The sequence below is a fragment of the Planktotalea sp. genome (assembly GCF_018607995.1).
Classification (GTDB): Bacteria; Pseudomonadota; Alphaproteobacteria; order Rhodobacterales; family Rhodobacteraceae; genus Planktotalea.
In genome coordinates this window covers 56287-79153 of the sequence record NZ_JABBAL010000016.1, presented here as the reverse complement: position 1 = coordinate 79153, position 22867 = coordinate 56287, and the positions used below count along the sequence as shown (strand labels likewise).

Sequence of the window (22867 nt, the reverse complement as noted above, 5' to 3'; positions counted from 1 at the left end):
GTTGTTCTGTTGAAAAAGAAAAAACCAGCTAGCGATGGTTTTAACTGGTTTAAGATTACGTATGGTAGTGGTCAGGTTGGGTATCAGTGGGGCGGGATATTGTGTGGTTTCAACAATAAGGTTAATGGTACATATGGCCTCTGCGAGAACGACAATAGGTCCACACCACGAAATTATAAATGTTCCGACCTGACTAGATTTCGCTCCAAGGAAGCTGAACAAAAAACAAAAGTTACATTTTTTGTTGGGCAAACTGATAATTCATTTCGAATTTATTGGCTAGATTATAACGGAAACAAGAAATCATATAAAAAATTAAGCTCTGGGATGAGTTGGACCGCTGAGACATACAGATCCCATCCGTGGGCTATTTATAGGGTATCAGCTAATGGCAGTGAGACCTGTCATAGTATCGTCAAGGGGAAGAAAAAATCATCACAATGGCTACTTAGGTAAGCGGATAGCCTGCTCCCAAAGCCTATAGTCAACGCTGGCTCTGCCTATTTCGTTGAAAAATGTTTTTATGTCACCTTTGGTCGTTGTTCTATGCTCACCTTAGCACTTTGCTTGGACAGCCCAGATTAGACCTTCGTTGTCTCTGAAAACGAGGTCGGTCCCTAAGTCTTGTCGTTGCCACTTGTTCTGATAGTCATCCCAGAGCCAGACCTTATCGATAGTCTTTGAACGCTCAGGGTCGTTCTCAAGGAACCTCTTGCAGAAGACTTCAAAGGGCTTGCCAGCACCATTCTCGCCAAACTCTAATCGTATGGATGCTATAAACTGATCGAATGTTGCCAACGTATTACCCTGATTGAATTACTATCAGATAATGAAACAAAACCGCCCAAGCAACAATTGTGAGGGTTAGTTGATAGTGACACTGGCGGCTTGATAACCTTTGGACCCTCCAGAAAATACGCATAATTCTATAGCTGGACCCTATTAAAAATGGGGGGATTACCTTTCGTCTTCACGTTACGGTATAATAACCAAGAGACTGATAGCTTTCCTGGTAACACTGAAATCGAGGCGGAGAAATTACAATGACTATTACATGGGAAGAGCTCTCAAAAATCGCAGGTAGAAACAAAGCCACACTTTCGCTTATGTCCAAATCCCTCTTTGGATTGACTGAGGTCGGCGAGGACGGGCTCGATGTTGATCTGGCACTCAAGCTCCTTTTCAAAATCGGTTCTTTTGAAAGTAGTCAGAAAATTGAACTCCTATATTTATCTCAAAAATTAGAACAAAAAAAAGGTGAATTGCTTCAATATGCGGTTTCTCTAGAAATGGTAAAAGCAGAACGCCAGCAACTCAAAGACCATATCAAAAGCCTAGAGCTTCAGTCTGCTGCAAATGAAAAAAGGGCCGAGACAGCAGAGGCACGACTGCATGAGGTTACACAATCATTCGCTTATTTGATCGAGCGTAACTCGCAAGCGAGGAAGATACAGCATTTAGGGGGGGGGAAGAAACTTCCGCCTCTTCTCCTCCTGAATCCAATCAGTACTGGAGATAACTCTACTGACAATTTTTCTCAAAGCTAGCGCAACGACCGAGGTTGCCATCTGGGAAGCGATTATCGCCATCGGATATGGTGCTAGAATAATTTTAAATATGGTGCATAGTCTAAATCGTCAAAATCTTCCTTTATTCAAATCCTCAAATCTGTCCAACAGCTGCTGACGTCAGACAATTTGTTTAGCGATTATTGATTTGCTCAGCTTACGCGCCGATGCAGTATGTGCAGCGTTTTCCCAGTTATAATAATAAATCAGTAAAATCTCTTATGGGTCAAATAATCCTGCATACCCTGCAACCCTGCACTGAACTCAATAAAATATATGACTCTGTGCTTTCGATCTCCCTGCACAACCCTGCATTTGCTAACCAGAGTGTTGCTCGGCTGCGGCAACCTTCATGCCGTCAAAGACCATGCCTTGCGAGGTCTTAGTTTTCGTGACCCTCAGTCGCTCCACCCGTTTGCTGAAGGTATTCAATGCAGGGACTTGCTTAACCCCCGCAGAGGCTGCCCATGCACGAAACGCGTCATAGCATTGTTTAACACCCAGAGACGCCCCGTCGGCCATCTCACACTCCGACAGCCAGAGCGCCACGGTGTCAGATTGAAAGCGCCACTCGTCTTGGGCTGCTTTACTGCTCGCTGGCTCAATAAATCCGCTGGTTACTGCGCGCGCGTAAGCCTGTAGTGCCAAGTTGAGAATGCCAGACATTTCCTTTTGCAGTTTAGGTTGCAGCTGCGCGTCGCGCTCCTGAACCAAGAACGTCTTGTTAAAGGTTAAGATGCCCGCACGGCGGAAGACGGCGTCCGAGTAATCGGACGGGTGGGGCATGTGGTTCGTTGCCCAAAGTATAGTAGCATGGGTGCATTTCATATGGGTTCTTATGCTTGCGATCAACAGTCATCATCTCGCCTGACACGAGCGCTTTTAGCTCAGCGGCGGGTAGCTTGCCGCCTTGTTCGCCTTCAGTAATGATGTTCAGTAGCTTTTAGTCCAATTGTGCTCGATGATGGTTGTTGCCAAATAGAGTAGGATGCATGGCTGCAGTGTTTCTTGCTCCCGCCAAATCGCCCATTACATTAAACGCTACCGACTTACCGTTTGCGCCAGACCCCACAACTATGAGGAAGCGCTCGTATTGGCAGTGCGCAGTATTTCGTATTTCAGGATTTCGCTCATATGATTAAGAAGGACAATATGTCGAGAGAGCCGATGAATTTCCCAAACGATTTACGCGCCTTTCTTGATGAAGCATGGCGTCACCTTCAAGAGGGCGTAGCCGATAGCCGTTCACCAGCGCGCTACCCCACGTTTGCAACAGTAGCTGCAGATGGAGCGCCCGAGGCACGAACTGTGGCGCTAAGAAGCGCGTCCCGATCTCAATCTATGCTTGAGCTCCACACTGATATTGCAACGTCCAAGGTGGTTGCGCTGCAGCGCTCGCCGAAAGCCGCTTTTCTCGTTTGGTTGCCGTATGCAAATTTACAAATTCGGGTTACAACAACTGTAGACATTCAGACGGGGTCAGCTGTTGATGAGCAATGGGATCGTGTTCCGGTAGCGTCACGCGTTTCTTATGGAACCGAACCAACGCCGGGTACTGTCATTTCAGATGCATATGCCTATGAAAAACCGAGTAAGCGTGAACGTTTTGCGGTTTTGATGTGCAGTATGTTGTCTATGGACCTTGTGGAGCTCGGGGAACGCCATCGAAGAGCAAGCTTTAGGCGTGAAAACGATTGGGTGGGCGAGTGGCTAGCCCCGTGATTATGGATGTCCTTCGTTGTCGGTCTAGATGGGACGCTGAAAAATTTTTTGAAGTGCCTGCTAAATGGGCTGGGCGTCGGGTTAAAAGGCATAGCTCCCGAAGCGGCTGCTCTATGTCAATCGATAAGGGTTTATCACTACCTGGATAGTATAGCTGGCTGAGTTTGGAGTGATCAGCCAGAACGTAATGCCATTGAGGAAATGCTCCACGCACAGCGACAGTCGATTCTTAAAACAAGACAATACGGTCACAGGCTTCAATGTTGGCATCAATCCAGGAGCATCAGCAGGTCAGACGGTCTTCCACGTACAACATACACATGATCCCAAGACGTGATGGTAATGTTGTTGAGCCCAGAGGTGGGGTGCGTAGGGTTATCCCAAGTAAGCAGAGGTATTAACTTGAATCCTTACCTTTTGCAGTTAAGCGTCCCTCGACTTGCGCACCAAAATCTATATGAATTCTCTCTGCTTCAATTTCACCTTTCACAACTGCTGTGGGGGACAAATTAACATCAATAGCTGCGATGGTACCGTTTAAATGTCCCTCTACCGTGACTGATCTTGCTCTTACGTTGCCCTCAACTGTTCCTGTTAATGTTACAACCAACCCGTCTACTGTCAGGTCACCAGTGATTGCACCACCGAACTCAACGACACCATCGCTCTGCCAATCACCTTTAATCACAATGCCGTCGTGTAAAACTGAGCGGCGTTGCTTAGTGTCCTCCAAGATAGCAGCGGGAACATCAGATTTAGGACTTACTTGTTTAGAGAACATCGTCAGGAACGCCTTTTACATTTCATTTTAGATTAACTAGTTTTTCTGTTGAGCTTAAGTCAACGACTAACAGAGCCGCATTTCCGATGTTCCACTTGGATGACATGAAGTGAAATACATCGAGCCATCTGAGCCACCAATATCAACTCACACAAGCCTAACAACCCATGACTTAATGCCAAGGTGAAACCTCATTTGGTCGTGGGTGGTGAGGATACGCCTGAACAACGACAAAAATGCGCCTAAAAGGGCCATGAGAGCAGCTGTATTGACCTGTGAGTGCAGCCTTAAGCGTCTGCAATTAGCAGCGTGCTCAGTAAACCACACAGACTGCCATGCGAGGCTAAGCGCGTCTGTGAAAGCCAGTGAACTAGGTGACAAGATTTCACACGCCGGGCAGACTGAAGAATTCATATTGCGCGCTGGGCCACCTCCGACCTAACCTGTAAAAGTAAAAATTGAGGTGAAATTATGCATTTTACAACTGCAAAGACGGTGTTTCCTAACAGTTCGGGGGTTAGGTCGATTAGGTCGCCTCGCGTGCTGCAGCACGCGAGGGCACAGTGCTATACAATCGTCGCCTCCGTCGCTGCACGCAACTCATCCTCAGTAACGCCCTCAGCCGTTTCAACGATGTTTAGACCGCCTTCGACAACATCAAGAACGCCGAGGTTGGTGATGATGCGGTCCACCACAGATTTACCCGTCAGCGGCAGCGTGCATTCCTTCAGAACTTTGCTCACGCCATGTTTGTTGGTGTGATCCATTACAACCACCACGCGGCCAACGCCTGCGACCAGATCCATCGCGCCGCCCATGCCTTTGACTAGCTTACCGGGGATCATCCAATTCGCCAGATCGCCATTCTCCGCCACTTCCATCGCGCCCAAAATCGCCATTGCAATTTTACCACCACGGATCATCCCAAAAGATTGTGCACTATCGAAGTAAGCCGTCTGCGGCAGCTCCGTGATCGTCTGTTTGCCAGCATTGATCAGGTCCGCGTCTTCATCACCAGAAATGGGGAAAGGACCCATGCCCAGCATGCCATTCTCTGATTGCAGCGTAACTTCGATGCCCTCAGGAATGTAGTTCGACACCAACGTAGGAATGCCAATGCCTAGGTTCACATACCAGCCATCTTGCAATTCTTGCGCTGCACGCGCCGCCATTTGATTACGATCCCACATGATTTACGCCTCCCGAACTGTGCGCTGTTCAATGCGCTTTTCATGATCGCCTTGAATAATGCGGTGCACATAAATTCCGGGCAAGTGAATGCTGTCGGGATCGAGCGAACCCGTCTCAACTATCTCTTCCACCTCAACAACGCACAACTTTCCGCACATCGCCGCAGGCGGGTTGAAATTGCGTGCAGTCTTGCGGAACACGAGGTTGCCCGTCGCATCCGCTTTCCAGGCTTTCACAATCGCGAGGTCAGCGAAAATGCCTTCCTCCATGATGTAGGTTTCGCTTTTGAAGTCTTTGTGCTCTTTACCTTCCGCGATCACTGTGCCGACACCTGTTTTGGTGTAAAAGCCAGGGATGCCACAGCCACCTGCACGCATGCGCTCAGCCAATGTGCCTTGCGGATTGAACTCTAACTCCAGCTCTCCAGACAGATATTGACGCATGAATTCAGCGTTCTCACCCACGTAAGAGCTGATCATCTTTTTCACTTGCTTGCTTTGCAGCAAAATGCCGATACCAAAGTCGTCAACGCCCGCGTTGTTGGATGCAAACGTGAGATCTTTTGTGCCCGCATCCTTGATCGCGTCCAGCAGCAATTCGGGAATGCCGCAGAGGCCAAAACCGCCCGACGCTATAAACATTCCATCGAAAAGCACGCCGTCCAGAGCCTCGGCAGCGCTGCCATAGAGCTTTTTCATGAGTATTTCTCCTGATCTCGTGGTATTGGAGAATACCTGACGAAGGGTCAGCGAAGAGTCAATCCATATGCTGCGCTGCGGCGTTTTTCGCAGTGCTTATAGAACGCGTACCTGTGTGCCGATGGGCGTAATCGCGAATAATTCGGCGATCTTTTCGTTGTACAGGCCAATGCAGCCCGAAGAAGAACGTCGCCCGATCTTGCGTGTATCGTGGGTGCCGTGGATCAAATATGCGGGCCAGCTTAGATACATCGCGTGGCTGCCAAGGGGGTTGCCCTCGCCCGCTTCCATGAAGTCAGGCAGCGTCGGATCACGTTCGCGCATGGCTTTGGTCGGGGTCCACGTGGGGCCAACTTTCTTGCGCACGATTTCCGTGTAGCCCCGCTTTGTCAGCTCATCCGTCATCGGAACAGAAGTGGGATACACGCGGTAATCGGAGCCATCGGCGTTCCAATAGTGCAAAGCGCGCGAAAATGTATCGGCGACGATGACGCCTTTGCCGAGGGTCTTAAAGTGATCGCGCCAATTTTGAGTGACGAAGCTCGATGCATTGCGCCGCGCTGCTGACGCTTGGTTGGCGACGGGCAGTTGAACTTGTGCAATGGCAGGTGTTGCAAATGTTGCGCTTAACCCAATGAGTGCGCTACGGCGGTTGATCTTCAATGTCATAACGGGACCTCAGACTAGAGAAGGATGCAATTTAGTACAGCTTTCTCAGAGTGTACTCATAAATGCCACTCATATTTTGGTTAGAAGCGCGTTAGCGGCGTTACTCCGCCTTTTTCTTGGCGAGTGCTTTTTTCGTCGCGGGCTTCTTTGCGGCTGGTTTTTTAGCAGCCGCCTTTTTCTTTGGTGCAGCTTTCTTCTTGCCGCTCTTAGCCGCGCGCTCCGCGATCAGTTCTAGAGCCAATTCCATGGTTACATCGGCAGGTTCTGTCCCTTTGGGGATCGTTGCGTTGATCTTTTCCCACTTCACATAAGGGCCATAACGCCCTTCCATCACATTGACCGCGCCGCCGCCTGCGGGATGTTCGCCCAGCTCTTTAAGTGGCTTCGCTGCGGCCTGACCGCCGCGCCGCCCGGGGTTCGCGCGCTTGTCAGCGAGCAACTCAACCGCGAGGTTCATACCGACCTCGAACATCTCACCCCATGTTTTCACGTTCACATAAGTTGGCTTTTCGGCGTCCGGCAGCTTGTGCATGATATAAGGACCAAAGCGCCCCAAGTTCGCACTGATCCGGCCCCCTTCAGGATGCTCACCAATACCGCGTGGTAGGCTGAGCAGTTTGATCGCCTTCTCAAGTGTCGTGTCCGCCTTTTCCCATCCGCCATGTCGCGCTTGAGGCAGGGACGTGCGTTTTGGCTTTTTGTTCTCAGGGGTGACTTCGCCGCGTTGAACATAAGGGCCAAAGCGACCGGACTTCAGCCAAATTTCATCACCTTTATCGGTGCCAAGCAATTGTTCTTCACCGTTGGCGCCTTCGCCCGCAATGGGGCGTGTATAGGTGCACTCGGGATAGTTACCACAGCCAACAAAGCCGCCCGTGCGGGATGTTTTGAGGTGCAGATTGCCAAGGTCGCATTTCGGACAGACCCGTGGATCGGTGCCATCCGCACGCGGAGGATAAAGCTGGGGCGCGAGGGCTGCATCGAGCACGTCAAGCACTTCAGAAATGCGCAGCTCTGATGTTTCAGAGATCGCAGCATGAAAATTGCGCCAGAATTTACCAAGTAATTCTTTGTAGTCAGCTTCGCCCGCAGACACATCGTCAAGCTGACTTTCCAGATCAGCGGTGAAATCATAACCTACATACTGGCGGAAGAAATTCATCAAGAAGATAGTAACAATCCGGCCCTTGTCCTCTGGGAAAAGGCGGTTCTTGTCCTTGCGCACATATTCGCGGTCTTGAATCGTAGTTACGATCGAAGCGTAGGTCGATGGGCGGCCAATGCCGAGCTCTTCCATGCGCTTTACCAAAGTCGCCTCTGTGTAACGGGGGGGCGGCTGGGTGTGGTGCTGTTCAGGATTGATAGCGAATTTGTCCATTGGATCGCCCATGGCGATCTGCGGCAAACGCTTGTCGTCCTCATCAACGACCGTGTCGTCGCGACCTTCCTCATAAACTTTCATGAAGCCGTCGAACAACACGACTTGACCCGTTGCACGCATTTGCACCTGGCTGTCGTCAGATCCCAGATCGACGATTGTACGCTCCATCCGTGCGCTCTCCATTTGGCACGCGATGGTACGTTTCCAGATCAAATCATAAAGCTTGCCCTGGTCCGGTTCGCTCAATTTCAAGCTCGAAGCATCTTTTGCAAGATCGGTTGGGCGGATACACTCGTGTGCCTCTTGGGCGTTTTTGGCTTTGTTTTTGTATTCACGCGGTGCTTTTGGCAGGTAGTTGGCACCGTAGCGGTCTTTGATGACATCGCGAGTTTCGGTGATCGCTTCGAGTGCCATATCGATGCCGTCAGTTCGCATGTAGGTGATGTGGCCGGCTTCATATAAGCGCTGTGCGATGTTCATCGTTTGGCGCGCACCAAAGCCGAATTTGCGGCTGGCTTCTTGCTGCAAGGTGGATGTCATGAAGGGTGCGGATGGGTTGCGCGCAGCCGGCTTGGCCTCGACGGAAACGGCTTTCAAGGCGCGTGATGTGACGGCTTGCACAGCCAATTCAGCGGCTGTTTGATTGGCTAGATCGTATTTATCAAGCTTTTGGCCACCCAAAACTGTCAAGCGCGCTTCGAACTCTTGGCTACGCGGTGTGGCGAGCAAGGCTTTCACAGACCAATATTCGCGTGCGTTGAACGCTTCGATTTCTTCTTCGCGCTCGACGATAATGCGTAGGCAAACCGATTGCACACGGCCCGCAGACCGCGCACCGGGAAGCTTGCGCCACAAAACAGGCGATAGATTAAAGCCCACAAGATAATCGAGCGCGCGGCGCGCAAGGTACGCTTCCACAAGTGGTTGATCCACTTGGCGCGGATTTTTCATGGCTTCGGTCACCGCGGTTTTGGTGATCGCGTTGAACACCACACGACTGACAGGTGTGTCTTTTTTGATTGATTTGCGTTTGGTCAGCGCCTCTTGCAGGTGCCAACTAATTGCTTCGCCTTCGCGGTCCGGGTCGGTTGCGAGAATTAGTTCGTTGTCTTCTTTCAGAGCGTCCGCGATTGCTTTGACGTGTTTTTTGCTGTCGTTGCCAATCTCCCATTTCATTTCGAAATCGGCGGTAGTGTCGACAGATCCGTCTTTCGGCGGCAGATCACGCACGTGTCCGTAAGAGGCGAGAACTGTGTAGTTGGGCCCCAAATACTTGTTAATTGTCTTGGCTTTAGCAGGTGATTCGACAACAACAACTGGCATAGGTTTCCTAACGACTCGTCTAAATAGTTTGTTTTCTTATGGGTGGGATACATGTGTGAGAAAAGTCCTTAATGTCAATCAGGCCATATAAAACTGTCGCAGGGTGCTCCGAAAAATGGTGCAAGACAAAGTGAATTTGTCTGGGTTACTGTAGATCTAACCGATTTCTGAAAGGCATATGGCATGCGTTTTTTTAAGTATCTTTTGATGGCTTTGTTTTTCGCGTCTCCAGTTGCGGCAGACTACTATGAACCTGAACACGGGACGGGGGAACGTAAGTCAATGCTTGACGCGGTGCGCGCGCGCGCGGAAGAACAGCTCGGCGCGCCAGTCGAATTCATAGTCTACGATTTGCGCGCGAAGAGTTCGATGGGATTTGCGGCCCTACATGTGCGAAGACCTGGTGGAGGTGAGATCGACCTCTACGCAACGCCTGGTTTCACCCTTGGATCGATTGAGCCGGAATTTATGGATGGTACTTCAATGCAAGCATTGCTGCGTCGCTCTGGCGATACTTGGGTTGCGGTCCACTGGGCCATTGGGCCGACAGATGTCTGGTTTGCTTACGGACCTTTTTGTCGACGATATCGCGCAGTTATCAAAGATTATTGTGCTGGCGTTAATTAGAGCCCGCTGATCATTCCATCAGGGGCACGTCTGATCCGCCCGTTCATTTCCAAGTTAGTCAAGGCAGGTATCATTTTGCTTGTTTGTGCTCCGATGTCGCGCAGCAGCTAATCCTCGGCGAAGGACTAGGGCCAAGTTGATCGAAGATGCGTTGGTGCAGCTTACTGGTTTCGACGAGGCTTCTTTTGGGCTTGTTTCTGCCGAGAGTAGTGGCATCTGCTCATCTTCTACGACTTCTGGCGATGCACGATTGTCTTCAAGAATCGAAATAATGGGCTGCGCGTTTCTAACAAGTAATGCGCCATCGCGGATTAGCATATTGCATCGCGATGCGCGTGCATCAAACGGGTGACTTGGAACTGCCAGCTCGTTGCGTCCTTGATCAAGCGCGCCGTGCGCAGTTATCAGACTTCCCGATTTGCCAGCGGCTTCAACGACAACCGTGGCGCTATATAGTCCCGAAATAATGCCATTGCGCATCGGGAACTGCCGCGAAATTGGGGCACTGCCTATAGGTTGCTTTGACAGTAACGCGCCTTTGTCCAACAAAGAAGTCGCGAGGTTCAGGTTTTCGTTTGGGTAGATAACATCGACGCCACCTGCCAAGGCTGCGATTGATTCATTTTTGGCTGCCGCGAGATCCGCGCAAGTATCAATCCCACGAGCAAGCCCTGAAACGACGACATATCCTGCTTCGCTCAATTCATTGGCACGTGCGCGTGCCCAAAGATGATGCGTTGCGTGCGCCGACAAGGGCAACTGTTGGGCGGGTTAAAGCCAATAAGTTTCCGCGCACCCAGAGAATCGGCGGCGCGTCCGGAATTTCTGCGAGCAACGAAGGATATGAATATTCGCCCCTGCATACGAGTTTGGCACCTATCTGTGCACCTGCGCGCAGTTCTCTCTCAACCTGCTCCAGCGAACATGGCGTGTATTTTGATAACCCCGCGTTAGACGCAATTTTGGGCAATGCCACTAAAGCAGCGCAGGCACTCCCGTATTCGCCGAGGAATCGATAGAACGTCGCGATTCCAACGCGACGTGAACGCAAGAGACGAAGCCAATCCGCACGCATTTCTTCCGTGGTAGGGGGGGAGTGGAAGAATGGGGTTGCGCGCTCATGCTTGGCTCCGTCATTCTTGCAGAATGAGATTTAGCAGAGGCAGAATTAATGGCGCTTAAACCCTAGTCGAAAATCCTCAACTTCCTGCGCCACCAACGGTCAGCCCACCAATCATCAAGGTTGGCTGACCGACGCCAACAGGCACCCATTGCCCTGCTTTTCCGCAATTTCCCATACCTGGATCAAGCGCCATGTCATTCCCAAGCGCGCGAATTTGCTGCATTGCCGTCGCGCCATCGCCAATCAGCGTCGCCCCTGCAACTGGCGCACCCACTTTGCCGTTCTCTACGCGGTAGGCTTCTGTGCAAGAGAACACGAACTTGCCGTTGGTGATATCCACCTGGCCTCCACCAAATCCGACCGCATAAATTCCGTCTTTCAGATCCGCCAGTATATCTTTGGGATCAGAGCTGCCGCCCGTCATATAAGTGTTTGTCATGCGCGGCATAGGGGGATGCGCATAGCTTTCGCGCCGCCCATTTCCTGTTGGTTCGACGCCCATTAGCCGCGCATTTTGGCGGTCTTGCATGTAGCCCACAAGGATGCCGTCCTCGATCAACACATTTTTACCTGAAGGCGTTCCTTCATCATCAATCGTGATGGAGCCACGACGATCAGGGATTGTGCCATCGTCCAAAACTGTCACGCCCTTAGATGCGACGCGCTTGCCAATGCGGCCAGAGAACGCGCTGGAGCCTTTGCGATTAAAATCCCCTTCAAGTCCATGTCCAACAGCTTCGTGCAGCAAGATGCCTGGCCAACCGGGGCCAAGTACAACATCCATGGCTCCAGCCGGGGCAGGGACCGCTTCTAGATTAACCAAGGCAATCCTCAACGCCTCACGCGCTTTGGGTTGCCAATCTTGGGGCGCGATTAACCCGTCTAGTGGAATGCGACCACCGCCACCTGCGGAGCCGCTTTCGCGACGTCCATTGTGTTCCACGATGACCGACACATTCACGCGCGTCATGGGGCGAACGTCGCTGACATCGTTGCCGTCGGGGCGCAGAATTGTGACCTCTTGCAAGGACGCCGCAATTGAGGCGCTTACCTGAACGACCCGCGTATCAAGATCGCGCAGAAAGGCGTCGATCTCGCGAAGTGTGTCGATTTTTGCACTAAAAGTCACCGCTGAAATCGGGTCAGTGTCTTCGTATAATTTGGAATTAGTTGAACGCGGTGCCTCGGCGAGAGTGCTGCCTCCCGCGCCAACCGCCAGGCGGGCCGTCGCAGAGGCGCGCAATAAGGCAGATTCGGACACTTCCGTTGAATGCGCGTAGCCTGCGACCTCGCCAAGCACCGCGCGCAAACCGAATCCTTCGGATGCGTCATAGGAGGCATTTTTCAGCTTTCCGTCATCAAACACCAAGCTTTCCGATGTGCGTCGTTCGATAAATAGTTCGCCATCATCCGCGCCCTCGCATGCGTTTTGCAGTATTTTCAAAGCGCTTTCTTTCGAAAAACGGTCTTGAAACGGGCGAAATGAGGGCTGCGTCATGCGGATTATCTTTCGTATTTGATGTAAAACAGAGAAGCGTCCGTTTGCCGCAACGCCTAGCCTTTATCTATAGGTAAGAATATGGTTTTAAACAGCTCAATAACGACGGGCGTTTGACCGCTATCGGTTTAATTGCTTCGCTCGCTTAAGGTTAACAGTTTAAAATCGAAAAGTTCGGCATCATGCCGCATTCGACCAGGGTGTAAAATGCAACTGAAAAAAACTCTCTACGGCCTTTTGGCAGCACTCGTAGCGGCTCCGGCCATGGCGCAAGACGGACTCGAAGTCGTTGGCCAACCAACACCGCGCGGCATCGGCTTTCAGCCCGCGGCAACCGAACTAATGCGCGACATCCAATGGTTGGATGGCATGTTGAACATTATTATTACGATCATCACGCTGTTCGTAACTGGCCTGATTGTTTACTGCATCGTGCGCTACAACCGCAAAGCGAACCCGACACCGGGCACATTCACGCACAATTCGCCGGTGGAAGTGGCGTGGACGATCATCCCGATCGTCGTTTTGGTATTTATTGGCGCGTTTTCGCTGCCGATTCTGTTCAAGCAGCAGGAGATCCCGAAGGCGGATATTACGATCAAAGTCACCGGATATCAGTGGTACTGGGGCTATGAGTATGTTGACCACGAGTTTGGTTTCGACAGCTTCCTGCTTGGCAAGGAAGAGCTGGCTAATGCGGGCTACGCGCCCGAGCAGTATTTGTTGGCGACCGACACCGCGGTTGTCGTGCCTGTGGGTAAAACAATTGTGATGAATGTCACGGGTGCAGATGTGATCCATTCTTGGACGATCCCAGCATTTGGCGTTAAGCAAGATGGGGTCCCTGGCCGTATCGCGCAACTTTGGTTTGCGGCCGAGAAAGAAGGTGTTTATTTCGGCCAATGTTCCGAGCTTTGCGGCAAAGACCACGCATATATGCCGATTACGGTGAAAGTAGTGAGCGAAGAAGCCTACCAAGAATGGCTGAATGGCGCGATCGAAGAGTATGCAGGCGTGCCGCAGCCTTTCAAAGTTGCAGACGCGAACTAGACCAACACGATAAAAGCGCGCGAGGGGGCTAATCCACGCGTGTTTCACACATTTTTTGAGAGACAGTAGAATGAGCGACGCCAGCGCAGATAGTGCCAGCCTTGCGCCCGAAGCCAGCTTCGGCGATTTCTTCGCGCTTCTAAAGCCGCGTGTGATGACGCTCGTTGTTTTCACCGCGTTGGTGGGACTACTGGCCGCGCCGAACCCAGTTCATCCGATGATCGCCTTTGCATCCATCCTGTTTATTGCGATAGGCGGCGGTGCCTCTGGTGCGCTGAATATGTGGTGGGACGCGGACATCGACGCGGTGATGAAGCGCACGCGAAAGCGTCCCATCCCTGCGGGTAAAGTGACCGAAGGCGAAGCGCTTGGTTTTGGTCTCGCGCTGTCTGGCCTTTCCACGGTCATGCTCGGACTTGCGTCGAATTGGGTCGCAGGCTCTCTTCTCGGGTTCACGATATTCTTCTACGTTGTGATCTACACGATGTGGCTGAAACGCTGGACACCACAGAATATTGTAATTGGCGGCGCTGCTGGCGCATTTCCTCCGATGATCGGATGGGCGGTTGCTACAGGCGGCGTTTCCATCGAATCTGTGCTGATGTTCTGCCTCACATTCACGTGGACACCGCCGCATTTCTGGGCGCTGGCGTTGTTTATGCGTAAAGACTACGACCATGCGGGTGTCCCGATGCTGACGGTTACCCATGGCCGCCGCTCCACACGCATTCATATTTTCGTTTACACGATTTTGCTCGCCATTCTAGCGCTGGGCGCAGGGGTTACATCCATCGGTGGCCCTGTTTACATGGCGATTTCAATCGTTTTGAACATGATGTTTGTCAAGGGTGCATGGGACATCCTGAACCGCGATGAAGAGATGAGTGAAGTCGACAACTTCAAAGTAGAACGTTATTTCTTCAAGCTCTCTTTGCTATACCTCTTCCTGCATTTTGGAGCAATTTTAATTGAATCAGTCACGCAACATTTTGGTATGGGTGGTTGGTGATGAGCATTAGCAAGCAACATGAAATCCACACGCGTCGCTATGGTCGCAATGTGGGCGTTGGCCTGCTTCTTGCTGGCTTCATCGTGATCATTTTCGGGCTAACTGTCGTTAAGGTAACGCGTGGCGATTATGAACCACCGCTTGGGGAGGCGAGTGAGTAATGCCAAATCAAGCCCCAATTTTTAAAAAACCATTGGATCCTAAAAACAAAACAGCACTGCAAGCGTTGTCGCTTGTAGTGTTTATGGGTGCCCTCGCCTGGGCGTCGGTGCCATTTTACGATTGGTTCTGCCGAGTTACCGGTTTTGGTGGTGTGACGAACACTGCTGATACGGGCAGCGACGAAATCCTTGATCAAACAATAACTGTACGTTTTGATGCCTCTAAAGAACGTGGCATGCCGTGGGAATTCAAACCGATGGTGCGCGAGATCGAAATGCGTATTGGTGAAACGGGCTTGGTTTTTTACGAAGCTTACAATCCCACAGATCGCGCTGTCGCTGGTCAAGCCAGCTATAATGTCGCACCGTATCAAGCAGGGTACTTCTTCAACAAAATTGCATGTTTTTGCTTTGAAGAGCAGGTTTTGCAACCTGGAGAGCGGGTTGAAATGCCCGTGAGCTTCTATGTTGATCCAGAGATTGTCACTGATCGCGACGCGAAATATACACAAGAGATAACGCTTTCATATACATTCTATGAAATCGATTTGCCCGAGGAGGTCGCACAGGCCGTTTTGGAGCAACCCGCAGACACGATTAATAACTAAGCCTATCCGACGAGGGACCCATGGCACACGCAAAAAATCACGACTATCACATTCTCAACCCCTCGCTCTGGCCATTGCTGGGTGCGATTGGCGCATTTGTCATGCTCTTTGGCGCTGTGGTTTGGTTCCACGAAAACGGCCCATGGATGTTCCTGATCGGCCTCGTTGGCGTACTGTACGTCATGTATGGCTGGTGGGCGGAAGTTGTCGACGAAAGCCACGTTGGCGATCACACGCCTGTCGTGCGGATCGGGCTTCGCTATGGCTTCATCATGTTCATCATGTCTGAAATTATGTTCTTCGCAGCATGGTTCTGGAGCTTCTTCAAGCACGCGATGTACCCGATGGGTCCACAATCGCCTGCTGTTGATAGCATTTGGCCGCCAGCTGGTATCGAAACGTTTGATCCTTGGCATCTGCCGTTGATCAACACGTTGATTTTGCTCTGCTCTGGTGCTGCCGCGACGTGGGCGCACCACGCGCTTGCACATGAAAACAACCGCCAGGACACGAAAAACGGCTTGATCATTGCAGTTGTTCTTGGTCTGATTTTCACGGCCTTTCAAGCTTATGAGTATAGCCATGCGGCCTTCGGCTTCTCCGGCAATATTTACGGCGCGAACTTCTTCATGGCGACGGGCTTTCATGGCTTCCATGTTGTGATTGGCACGATCTTCCTTTTCATCTGTTTGCTTCGTCTACAGCGCGGTCACTTTACGCCAGAGCGGCACATCGGCTTTGAAGCAGCTGCTTGGTATTGGCACTTCGTTGACGTTGTTTGGCTGTTCTTGTTTGCCGCTGTATACGTTTGGGGTGGATAAACAAAACTCGAACGGTGCGATGCGATCTTGAAACCCGCGTCGCAACACGACAAAAGCCAAGGCGCGCAGGGTGTTTTCCTTGCGCGCTTTGTCACTTGATGGACCCCATGCACGCATGCTGACCCGTTACCTTGTTCCTCTGCTATTTGGCCTTATCGGCGTTGCCATCTTGGTATCGCTTGGTGTTTGGCAAATGCAGCGATTGACTTGGAAGCAGGCGATCCTCGCCGACATCGATGCACGTATCGCCGCCGAACCTGTCGAACTCCCCGATGAATTTGATCGTTTAACCGATCGCTTTTTACCCGTGACTGCCAAAGGGGCGGTGACCAGCGAAGAAATCCACGTTCTGGTTTCGCAAAAGCAGGTCGGCCCGGGCTATCGCATCATTTCTACGTTTGAGACAGACACGGGACGGCGCATTTTGCTTGATCGTGGCTTCGTCAAAATTGACCAGAAAAATGCGGATCGCCCGACAGGTATGGCAAACGTGACGGGAAACCTGCATTGGCCCGACGAAACTGGCAGTTCAATTCCAGAGCCGGATCTGAAAGCAGAGATTTGGTTTGCGCGCGACGTACCTGCGATGGCCAAGCATTTGGAGACCGAACCCGTGATGATCGTACTGCGTACATCTTCGTTCGAAAATGACCCGGTCGCGCCTTTGCCCGTGGACAAGGTGGGCATTCCGAATGATCATTTGCAATATGCAATCACTTGGTTTTCGCTCGCTGTGATCTGGCTGATCATGACACTGACTTTCCTATGGCGCGCACGAACAGCGCAGAAGGACATATAATGAAATACGTCTCTACACGTGGTGCTGCACCGGTTTTGTCTTTTGAGGAAGCGATGCTCACAGGTCTTGCGCGGGACGGGGGGCTTTATGTGCCTGAAACGATTCCGCAAATGAGCGTCGATGACATGCGCGCGATGAATGGCGCAAGCTATGAAGAGATTGCGTTTCGTGTGATGCGTCCGTTCGTGGGCGACACGTTCACGGATGAAGAATTCAAAGGGTGTATCCGACGGGCTTATGCAGGCTTCGGCCACATCGCGCGCGCACCATTGGTGCAACTTGCACCGAACCATTTTCTGATGGAGCTGTTTCACGGCCCAACCCTCGCGTTCAAAGATTTCGCGATGCAACTCATCGGCCAGATGTTTGAACTTGCTCTTAAACGGTCCGGCAAACGTGTCACAATTGTTGGGGCGACATCCGGTGATACGGGTTCTGCAGCGATCGAAGCGTTCCGTGGTCTTGATGCCGTGGATGTATTCATCCTCTATCCGCATGGACGTGTCTCCGAAGTGCAGCGTCGCCAGATGACAACGCCGACGGAAGCCAACGTGCATTCAATTGCGATGGATGGTGACTTCGATGATTGCCAAGCGCGTCTTAAGGATATGTTCAACGACTTTGAGTTCCGCGATGGTGTTCAATTGGCTGGTGTGAATTCCATCAATTGGGCGCGCGTTCTTGCGCAAGTGGTTTATTATTTTTCCACGGCCGTGTCCTTGGGGGCACCGGATCGCAAGGTGAGTTTTACCGTGCCGACAGGCAACTTCGGGGATATTTTCGCGGGCTTTATTGCCAAGAAAATGGGCCTGCCGATTGATCGTCTGGTGATCGCAACCAACCAAAATGACATTTTGCATCGCTGCATGGAAACCTCTGCTTACACCAAGTCTGGCGTGAAACCGTCAATTTCCCCCTCTATGGATATCGAGATTTCCTCCAATTTCGAGCGCGCGCTTTTCTTTGCGTATGATCAGGACGGCACTGCAATCAAGAGCCTCATGGACGATTTGGCTACCGATGGTAGCTTTACTATTTCAGGCAACGCGATGGGGGCTTTGCAAGCGCATTACGACAGCGGCATGATTGATGAGGTGGGAACCTCTGCGATGATCACACGTGCGTTGCAAGAAACTGGCGAGGTGCTTTGCCCGCATTCCGCGATTGGTGTCGCTGTGGCGGAAAATCACATTGGCGAAACGGGGATGATCACCCTCGCGACTGCGCATCCCGCAAAATTCCCGGATGCTGTTGAAGCTGCGACAGGGGAACGGCCAGCACTACCACCGCGCATGGCTGACCTGTTTGAGCGTGAGGAACGTGTGACGCGCGCCCCGAATGATCTTAACGCGCTGCAAGATATCGTTCGCGCGGGTATTTCTTCGTGAGTGTGCAAACCCACAGCCTCGCGAACGGGTTTCGCATTGTGACTGAAAAAATGCTGGGCCTTCAAAGCGCATCGATTGGGATTTGGGTCACAACTGGTGGTCGCAATGAACGCATCGAGCAGAATGGCATTGCGCATTTTCTTGAGCATATGGCGTTCAAAGGCACGAAGACACGCACCTCTTTGCAAATTGCTGAAGAGATTGAGGATGTGGGTGGCTATATCAACGCCTACACAAGTCGCGAAGTGACGGCCTATTACGCGCGTGTCTTGGGCGGTGATGTGCCGCTGGCGTTGGATGTGATCTCCGATATTTTGCTCAACCCGGTGTTTGACGAAGATGAGATCGAGGTCGAGCGTGGCGTGATTTTGCAAGAGATCGGCCAAGCGCTCGATACACCAGACGATGTGATCTTTGACTGGCTGCAAGATGAAGCCTATCCCGATCAACCTATTGGCCGCACGATCCTTGGTCCAGAAGAGCGAGTGCGCAGTTTTTCGCGCGAAGATTTGCGCCGCTTTGTGCATGAGCATTATGGCCCGTCGCAGATGATCCTTTCCGCGGCAGGGGATGTGGATCACGAAGCAATTGTGCGTGCTGCGGAAGAGCTGTTCGGTGGTCTTGAAAGCCGTGTGGCCAACGTGCCGACGAAGGCCCTTTTTCAAGGAGGCGCGCGGCGTGAGATCAAGCCGCTAGAGCAGGCTCACTTCGCATTGGCCTTTGAAGGACCAGGCTATTGCGATGACGCGATTTATACGGCGCAGATTTATTCCGTCGCTTTGGGTGGCGGCATGTCGAGCCGCCTGTTCCAAGAGGTGCGTGAAAAGCGTGGGCTATGTTACACAATTTTCGCACAAACTGGCGCACATTCGGACACTGGCATGATGACGATTTATGCGGGGACCAGTGGGGAACAATTGCCCGAGCTTGCAAGCATCACGATGCAAGAGCTAGCGCGCGCAGCGGATGATATGAACGAAACAGAAGTTGCGCGGGCACGTGCACAGATGAAAGCTGGCATGCTCATGGGGCTAGAAAGCCCATCAAGCCGCGCGGAACGTCTTGCGCGTTTGATGCAAATCTGGAACCGCATTCCGCCGCTTGAAGAAACCGTTGCGCAGATTGATGCAGTAACGAAGCAAGGTGTGCGTGACTTCGCGGTGTCGCTTGCGGGTGAAGCGCCCGCGGCCCTAGCGCTTTATGGGCCTGTGGAACGTGCACCTGATCTTGCGGATCTCTTAAAGGGTCGCGCCGCATAATGCTGCGGGTTCGGCGCAAAATACGTTTGGAAACCGAGCGTCTGTCGCTGCGCCCGCCCATTCATTCCGATTTTCGCGCTTGGGCCAATTTGCGTTTCGATAGTGCTGATTTCTTGACCAAGTGGGAACCCACTTGGGCCTCTAACCATCTGACGCGTAAGGCTTTTACCAATCGAGTCTATTGGGCGCAGCGCTCCATTTCTGGCGATACAGCCGTGCCGCTTTTTATTGAACGTCGCGAAGATGGCGCGTTGATGGGCGCGATTACGCTTGACAATATTCGCCGTGGTCCCGCGCAATGCGGTTCGCTCGGCTACTGGATTGGCCATCAGTATGCACGTCATGGTTATATGAGTGAATCCATCGCCGCGATGGTGCACTACGCGTTCGAGCGGATGGATTTATCGCGTTTGGAAGCGGCTTGTTTGCCTGAAAACAAGGCTTCGCGTGGGGTTCTGGAACGCACAGGTTTTAAATATGAGGGCGTGGCGCAAGCATATTTGCAGATTGACGGGCGATGGCGCAGCCATGTTCTTTACTCTGCGCTTAGAATGGACAGACGCGGGCGCACGGACGTCGGCTAGATAAAGGGCATGAGTACATGTTGAACGACGTTTCCGACGACTTTGAAGCTGCTTTGCGTGCGGCCCTTCCATCCGATGTGATCAAAGAGATCGAACCACGCTATTTGGAAGAGCCGCGCGGACGCTATGCAGGTCAAACAACTTTGATGGCAGTTCCGCAGACTGTGGAACAAGTCGCAACGATTGTGCGCCTCGCGAACCAAGCGGGCATCGGTATTGTGCCCTATGGTGGTGGTACAGGGTTGGTCGGCGGGCAGGTTGCGCCTAATGGCCCCCGCCCGCTTATCCTATCTTTAGAACGCATGAACGCGATCCGTTCTGTGCATCCAAGCGAGAATGTCCTTGTTGCCGAAGCAGGCGCTATTTTGGCGAATATCCAAACGGCTGCCGCCGATGTGGATCGCCTTTTTCCGTTGTCGCTCGCCTCTGAAGGGACCGCACAAATTGGCGGAAATCTTGCAACGAATGCGGGTGGTGTGAATGTTCTGCGTTATGGGAATACACGTGATTTGTGCCTCGGGCTTGAGGCGGTGTTGCCGGATGGGAGCATCTGGAATGGCCTCTCGCGATTGCGCAAGGACAACACGGGCTATGATTTGCGCAATTTGCTCATAGGCTCGGAAGGATCGCTGGGAATAATCACGGCAGCATCGTTAAAGCTTAGCCCGCGACCTGCCGCCGAGGGAACTGCGTTTCTCGTGGTAGAAGACCCACAAGCTGCGATTTCCCTTCTTGCTGAGGCACGCAGCCAGTTGGGCGATAGTATCAGCGCGTTTGAATTGATCCACCGCCAAGGCCTTGAATTCCTGCGTGACTATCTGCCAAGCGTGCGTTTGCCTTTTGAGCAAGATCCCGAATGGTGTGTCCTGATCGAAGTCGGTCTGGCGCGTGGACTTGATCCGCAGGACGCGCTTGAAACTTTGTTTGAAACAGGGCTAGAGCAGGGCTGGGTCAGTGATGGCTTGATCGCGCAATCCGTTGGGCAACGACAAGAATTTTGGTCCGTGCGCGAACACATTCCAGAGGCTAATCGTTTGGTCGGTTCTGTGTCGTCTCATGATATTTCCGTGCCGATCAGCCTTGTGCCTGAGTTCATTACACGTGCGGGTGAAGTCATATCAAACCTTGGGCCAATGTTAGTCAATTGTTTTGGGCACCTTGGCGATGGCAATCTGCATTACAACGTCTTTCCTGAGACAGGAAAAACGCGGTCCGATTATTTGGATGTACGCGATTTGGTGAAGGTCGGCGTTCATGATCTGGTTGATGAGCTCGGGGGATCCATCAGTGCAGAACACGGGATCGGCCGCCTTAAAACTGCAGATCTTGAAAAATATGGCGACCCAGCTAAGCTTGCGGCGATGCGCGCGATCAAGGCAGCGCTAGATCCAAATGGGATCATGAACCCTGGTGTGGTGCTGGCGCTATAGGCCCTCGTAACTACATAAGGCTTTGACATCGACGCCCAACGCCTCAAGGCGTTTGCGTCCACCAAGTTCGGGCAGGTCGATAACAAAACCGCAGCCAACAATCTCGCCGCCAAGACGTTCGATCAGTTTGATGCCTGCCTCTGCAGTGCCGCCCGTGGCTAGTAGATCGTCGATGACGAGGATCTTTTCACCTGCTTCGATCGCATCGTCGTGCAATTCAACCGTCGCTTCGCCGTACTCAAGTTTGTAGTCCTGAAAAATTACGGCACCGGGCAGTTTACCCGCTTTGCGAACAGGGATGAAACCGATGCTCAATTGATGCGCGATTGCGCCGCCTAAAATGAAGCCACGCGCTTCGAGGCCGACGACTTTGTCAATCTTTATGCCCACATAGGGGTGCAACAGCTGGTCAATAGCCATGCGAAACCCGCGCGGGTCGCTGAAAAGCGTGGTGACATCTCGAAACATGATCCCTTCATGTGGGAAATCAGGGATCGTACGAATGTAGTCTTTGACGGTTTTCATGATTTGCGTCCTTTGGCGTGTCAGGATTGTTTAACGCGCGGTGTAGTGGCGGCCAAGGGCCATGATGTCCTATTTACCCAATTTTGTCAGGGCGTTGCTGGATTGGTAGAAAATAGATCGGCTCTCGTAATAGGGGCCGCCTATGTCTGTTATTAGAGCCAATCCTTGGGTGATCTCTTCTAGCATGACGCTTTCAAATACACGCTTCTGAAGACCTGTGGTGAAAATAATCACCGATTTCAGGATCACGCCATCTTTCGCTAGGACGCGCATACCTGCGCCAGAAATAGGTTTGCCTTCAAGCACTTGAAAGCCGGAGCCTTGGATCGTGCTATGCGCGGGAATATCGAGGAATAGGATAGGGATATCTGGGGCCGTGTCATCAGGGATCAGTTGAATTGCGGTGCCCGCGGCGGTGATTTCATCAATGGCCCGGCTCAACGACGCCTCTGCGCGGGTTTTTTTGCCACCCAGATAGGCTCGGTCCATCTTGGTAATCCCTATCGTGAGCTCGGTCTTGGCCCAACGTACGATCGGCTTGTTACAATCCCCTTTTGGAGGAGCGGCGCAAGCGACGAGGCGATAGAAATCGTTATCCGCAAGGGCTGCGTCGGTCGCCAAAAATTCCTGTGCACTTACAGCGCTCGATAAA

Annotated in this window: 25 protein-coding genes and 1 pseudogene; 14 read left to right on the top strand and 12 right to left on the bottom strand. The window is 52.0% G+C overall.

All coding sequences use genetic code 11. The features are described 5' to 3' along the window. Nucleotides 1-456: hypothetical protein (locus tag QZ280_RS06505; protein WP_293441767.1), on the top strand; the 456-nt coding region annotated here is incomplete at its 5' end. A 99-nt stretch (nt 457-555) separates the two neighbouring features. Here the strand turns inward: QZ280_RS06505 and QZ280_RS16285 are convergent. Further along, nucleotides 556-798 (bottom strand): hypothetical protein, encoded by a 243-nt coding sequence (locus QZ280_RS16285; RefSeq protein WP_365734317.1) that lies wholly within the window; start codon nt 796-798, stop codon nt 556-558. 245 nt (nt 799-1043) lie between these two features. Between QZ280_RS16285 and QZ280_RS06500 the strand changes: the two genes are divergently transcribed. Further along, nucleotides 1044-1547 (top strand): hypothetical protein, encoded by a 504-nt coding sequence (locus QZ280_RS06500; protein ID WP_293441766.1) that lies wholly within the window; start codon nt 1044-1046, stop codon nt 1545-1547. A 339-nt stretch (nt 1548-1886) separates the two neighbouring features. Here the strand turns inward: QZ280_RS06500 and QZ280_RS06495 are convergent, their stop codons facing one another. Continuing rightward, a complete protein-coding gene (locus QZ280_RS06495) occupies nt 1887-2396 on the bottom strand; it encodes a hypothetical protein (protein WP_293441765.1) in 510 nt (169 codons plus the stop codon). Between the two features lie 306 nt (nt 2397-2702). Here QZ280_RS06495 and QZ280_RS06490 point away from each other — a divergent pair, with 306 nt between their 5' ends. Then, on the top strand, nt 2703-3290 hold the full coding sequence (locus QZ280_RS06490; RefSeq protein ID WP_293441764.1) for a pyridoxamine 5'-phosphate oxidase family protein: 588 nt from the start codon (nt 2703-2705) through the stop codon (nt 3288-3290). Between the two features lie 397 nt (nt 3291-3687). Here QZ280_RS06490 and QZ280_RS06485 read toward each other — a convergent pair whose 3' ends face one another. The 5 genes from QZ280_RS06485 to topA all read right to left on the bottom strand — a co-directional run bounded on the left by QZ280_RS06485 (nt 3688) and on the right by topA (nt 9333). Next, nucleotides 3688-4071 (bottom strand): polymer-forming cytoskeletal protein, encoded by a 384-nt coding sequence (locus QZ280_RS06485; RefSeq protein ID WP_293441763.1) that lies wholly within the window; start codon nt 4069-4071, stop codon nt 3688-3690. A 566-nt stretch (nt 4072-4637) separates the two neighbouring features. After that, nucleotides 4638-5264 (bottom strand): 3-oxoacid CoA-transferase subunit B, encoded by a 627-nt coding sequence (locus QZ280_RS06480; RefSeq protein ID WP_293441774.1) that lies wholly within the window; start codon nt 5262-5264, stop codon nt 4638-4640. Further along, nucleotides 5265-5960, bottom strand: a complete 696-nt coding sequence (locus QZ280_RS06475) for a CoA transferase subunit A (protein ID WP_293441762.1) — start codon at nt 5958-5960, stop codon at nt 5265-5267. 96 nt (nt 5961-6056) lie between these two features. Further along, nucleotides 6057-6629 carry a L,D-transpeptidase gene (locus QZ280_RS06470; RefSeq protein WP_293441761.1) on the bottom strand — a complete coding sequence of 191 codons (573 nt, stop codon included), beginning with the start codon at nt 6627-6629 and terminating at the stop codon, nt 6057-6059. Between the two features lie 100 nt (nt 6630-6729). Beyond that, the gene (topA, locus tag QZ280_RS06465; protein ID WP_293441760.1) at nt 6730-9333 is read right to left on the bottom strand and encodes a type I DNA topoisomerase; all 2604 of its coding nucleotides are present in this window, start codon (nt 9331-9333) and stop codon (nt 6730-6732) included. A 183-nt stretch (nt 9334-9516) separates the two neighbouring features. On the opposite strand from topA, the gene QZ280_RS06460 reads away from it, so the two are divergent. Beyond that, entirely contained in the window at nt 9517-9960 is a 444-nt protein-coding gene (locus QZ280_RS06460; protein WP_293441759.1) for a hypothetical protein, read from the top strand. On the opposite strand, the gene QZ280_RS16280 is transcribed toward QZ280_RS06460, so the two are convergent. The 3 genes and pseudogenes from QZ280_RS16280 to tldD all read right to left on the bottom strand — a co-directional run bounded on the left by QZ280_RS16280 (nt 9957) and on the right by tldD (nt 12581). Further along, the gene (locus tag QZ280_RS16280) at nt 9957-10034 is read right to left on the bottom strand and encodes a hypothetical protein (RefSeq protein WP_365734321.1); all 78 of its coding nucleotides are present in this window, start codon (nt 10032-10034) and stop codon (nt 9957-9959) included. The genes QZ280_RS06460 and QZ280_RS16280 overlap by 4 nt on opposite strands. Then, nucleotides 10015-11035, bottom strand: a pseudogene (locus tag QZ280_RS06455) (DNA-processing protein DprA). Before QZ280_RS06455 ends, QZ280_RS16280 begins: the two are co-directional and overlap by 20 nt. 124 nt (nt 11036-11159) lie before the next feature. Next, a complete protein-coding gene (gene tldD, locus QZ280_RS06450; protein WP_293441758.1) occupies nt 11160-12581 on the bottom strand; it encodes a metalloprotease TldD in 1422 nt (473 codons plus the stop codon). A gap of 207 nt (nt 12582-12788) precedes the next feature. Here tldD and coxB point away from each other — a divergent pair, with 207 nt between their 5' ends. The 10 genes from coxB to QZ280_RS06400 all read left to right on the top strand — a co-directional run bounded on the left by coxB (nt 12789) and on the right by QZ280_RS06400 (nt 21690). Continuing rightward, entirely contained in the window at nt 12789-13631 is an 843-nt protein-coding gene (gene coxB / locus QZ280_RS06445) for a cytochrome c oxidase subunit II (protein WP_293441757.1), read from the top strand. A 70-nt stretch (nt 13632-13701) separates the two neighbouring features. Then, nucleotides 13702-14640 (top strand): heme o synthase, encoded by a 939-nt coding sequence (cyoE, locus tag QZ280_RS06440; RefSeq protein ID WP_293441756.1) that lies wholly within the window; start codon nt 13702-13704, stop codon nt 14638-14640. Further along, nucleotides 14640-14801: a hypothetical protein gene (locus tag QZ280_RS06435; protein WP_293441755.1), complete on the top strand. Its 162-nt coding sequence runs from the start codon at nt 14640-14642 to the stop codon at nt 14799-14801. The genes cyoE and QZ280_RS06435 overlap by 1 nt, the downstream gene beginning before the upstream one ends. Continuing rightward, the gene (locus tag QZ280_RS06430; protein WP_293441754.1) at nt 14801-15409 is read left to right on the top strand and encodes a cytochrome c oxidase assembly protein; all 609 of its coding nucleotides are present in this window, start codon (nt 14801-14803) and stop codon (nt 15407-15409) included. Before QZ280_RS06435 ends, QZ280_RS06430 begins: the two co-directional genes overlap by 1 nt. Nucleotides 15410-15429: 20 nt before the next feature. Then, complete coding sequence (locus tag QZ280_RS06425) at nt 15430-16230, top strand: cytochrome c oxidase subunit 3 (RefSeq protein WP_293441753.1); 801 nt, start codon at nt 15430-15432, stop codon at nt 16228-16230. 115 nt (nt 16231-16345) lie between these two features. Next, a complete protein-coding gene (locus tag QZ280_RS06420; protein WP_293441773.1) occupies nt 16346-17029 on the top strand; it encodes an SURF1 family protein in 684 nt (227 codons plus the stop codon). Next, a complete protein-coding gene (gene thrC / locus QZ280_RS06415) occupies nt 17029-18417 on the top strand; it encodes a threonine synthase (RefSeq protein WP_293441752.1) in 1389 nt (462 codons plus the stop codon). Before QZ280_RS06420 ends, thrC begins: the two co-directional genes overlap by 1 nt. Further along, complete coding sequence (locus QZ280_RS06410) at nt 18414-19676, top strand: pitrilysin family protein (protein ID WP_293441751.1); 1263 nt, start codon at nt 18414-18416, stop codon at nt 19674-19676. Before thrC ends, QZ280_RS06410 begins: the two co-directional genes overlap by 4 nt. Then, nucleotides 19676-20260, top strand: coding sequence for a GNAT family protein (locus QZ280_RS06405; RefSeq protein WP_293441750.1), 585 nt, complete (start codon nt 19676-19678; stop codon nt 20258-20260). The genes QZ280_RS06410 and QZ280_RS06405 overlap by 1 nt, the downstream gene beginning before the upstream one ends. Nucleotides 20261-20277: 17 nt before the next feature. After that, complete coding sequence (locus QZ280_RS06400) at nt 20278-21690, top strand: FAD-binding oxidoreductase (RefSeq protein ID WP_293441749.1); 1413 nt, start codon at nt 20278-20280, stop codon at nt 21688-21690. On the opposite strand, the gene QZ280_RS06395 is transcribed toward QZ280_RS06400, so the two are convergent. Next, the gene (locus QZ280_RS06395) at nt 21685-22215 is read right to left on the bottom strand and encodes an adenine phosphoribosyltransferase (RefSeq protein ID WP_293441748.1); all 531 of its coding nucleotides are present in this window, start codon (nt 22213-22215) and stop codon (nt 21685-21687) included. The genes QZ280_RS06400 and QZ280_RS06395 overlap by 6 nt on opposite strands. Before the next feature lie 69 nt (nt 22216-22284). Beyond that, the gene (locus QZ280_RS06390) at nt 22285-22704 is read right to left on the bottom strand and encodes a hypothetical protein (RefSeq protein WP_293441747.1); all 420 of its coding nucleotides are present in this window, start codon (nt 22702-22704) and stop codon (nt 22285-22287) included. Between the last annotated feature and the right edge of the window lie 163 nt (nt 22705-22867).

Bases quoted from the DNA above. Each gene is read 5' to 3' on its own strand.
- QZ280_RS06425 (WP_293441753.1), top strand. From the start codon at position 15,430: ATGGCACACGCAAAAAATCACGACTATCACATTCTCAACCCCTCGCTC.
- QZ280_RS06460 (WP_293441759.1), top strand. From the start codon at position 9,517: ATGCGTTTTTTTAAGTATCTTTTGATGGCTTTGTTTTTCGCGTCTCCA.
- QZ280_RS06435 (WP_293441755.1), top strand. From the start codon at position 14,640: ATGAGCATTAGCAAGCAACATGAAATCCACACGCGTCGCTATGGTCGC.
- QZ280_RS06430 (WP_293441754.1), top strand. From the start codon at position 14,801: ATGCCAAATCAAGCCCCAATTTTTAAAAAACCATTGGATCCTAAAAAC.
- QZ280_RS06420 (WP_293441773.1), top strand. From the start codon at position 16,346: ATGCTGACCCGTTACCTTGTTCCTCTGCTATTTGGCCTTATCGGCGTT.
- QZ280_RS06395 (WP_293441748.1), bottom strand. From the start codon at position 22,215: ATGAAAACCGTCAAAGACTACATTCGTACGATCCCTGATTTCCCACAT.
- QZ280_RS06405 (WP_293441750.1), top strand. From the start codon at position 19,676: ATGCTGCGGGTTCGGCGCAAAATACGTTTGGAAACCGAGCGTCTGTCG.
- cyoE (WP_293441756.1), top strand. From the start codon at position 13,702: ATGAGCGACGCCAGCGCAGATAGTGCCAGCCTTGCGCCCGAAGCCAGC.
- thrC (WP_293441752.1), top strand. From the start codon at position 17,029: ATGAAATACGTCTCTACACGTGGTGCTGCACCGGTTTTGTCTTTTGAG.
- coxB (WP_293441757.1), top strand. From the start codon at position 12,789: ATGCAACTGAAAAAAACTCTCTACGGCCTTTTGGCAGCACTCGTAGCG.
- QZ280_RS06400 (WP_293441749.1), top strand. From the start codon at position 20,278: ATGTTGAACGACGTTTCCGACGACTTTGAAGCTGCTTTGCGTGCGGCC.
- QZ280_RS06490 (WP_293441764.1), top strand. From the start codon at position 2,703: ATGATTAAGAAGGACAATATGTCGAGAGAGCCGATGAATTTCCCAAAC.
- topA (WP_293441760.1), bottom strand. From the start codon at position 9,333: ATGCCAGTTGTTGTTGTCGAATCACCTGCTAAAGCCAAGACAATTAAC.
- QZ280_RS06500 (WP_293441766.1), top strand. From the start codon at position 1,044: ATGACTATTACATGGGAAGAGCTCTCAAAAATCGCAGGTAGAAACAAA.
- QZ280_RS06495 (WP_293441765.1), bottom strand. From the start codon at position 2,396: ATGAAATGCACCCATGCTACTATACTTTGGGCAACGAACCACATGCCC.
- QZ280_RS06485 (WP_293441763.1), bottom strand. From the start codon at position 4,071: ATGTTCTCTAAACAAGTAAGTCCTAAATCTGATGTTCCCGCTGCTATC.
- tldD (WP_293441758.1), bottom strand. From the start codon at position 12,581: ATGACGCAGCCCTCATTTCGCCCGTTTCAAGACCGTTTTTCGAAAGAA.
- QZ280_RS06475 (WP_293441762.1), bottom strand. From the start codon at position 5,960: ATGAAAAAGCTCTATGGCAGCGCTGCCGAGGCTCTGGACGGCGTGCTT.
- QZ280_RS06390 (WP_293441747.1), bottom strand. From the start codon at position 22,704: ATGGACCGAGCCTATCTGGGTGGCAAAAAAACCCGCGCAGAGGCGTCG.
- QZ280_RS16280 (WP_365734321.1), bottom strand. From the start codon at position 10,034: ATGATACCTGCCTTGACTAACTTGGAAATGAACGGGCGGATCAGACGT.
- QZ280_RS06470 (WP_293441761.1), bottom strand. From the start codon at position 6,629: ATGACATTGAAGATCAACCGCCGTAGCGCACTCATTGGGTTAAGCGCA.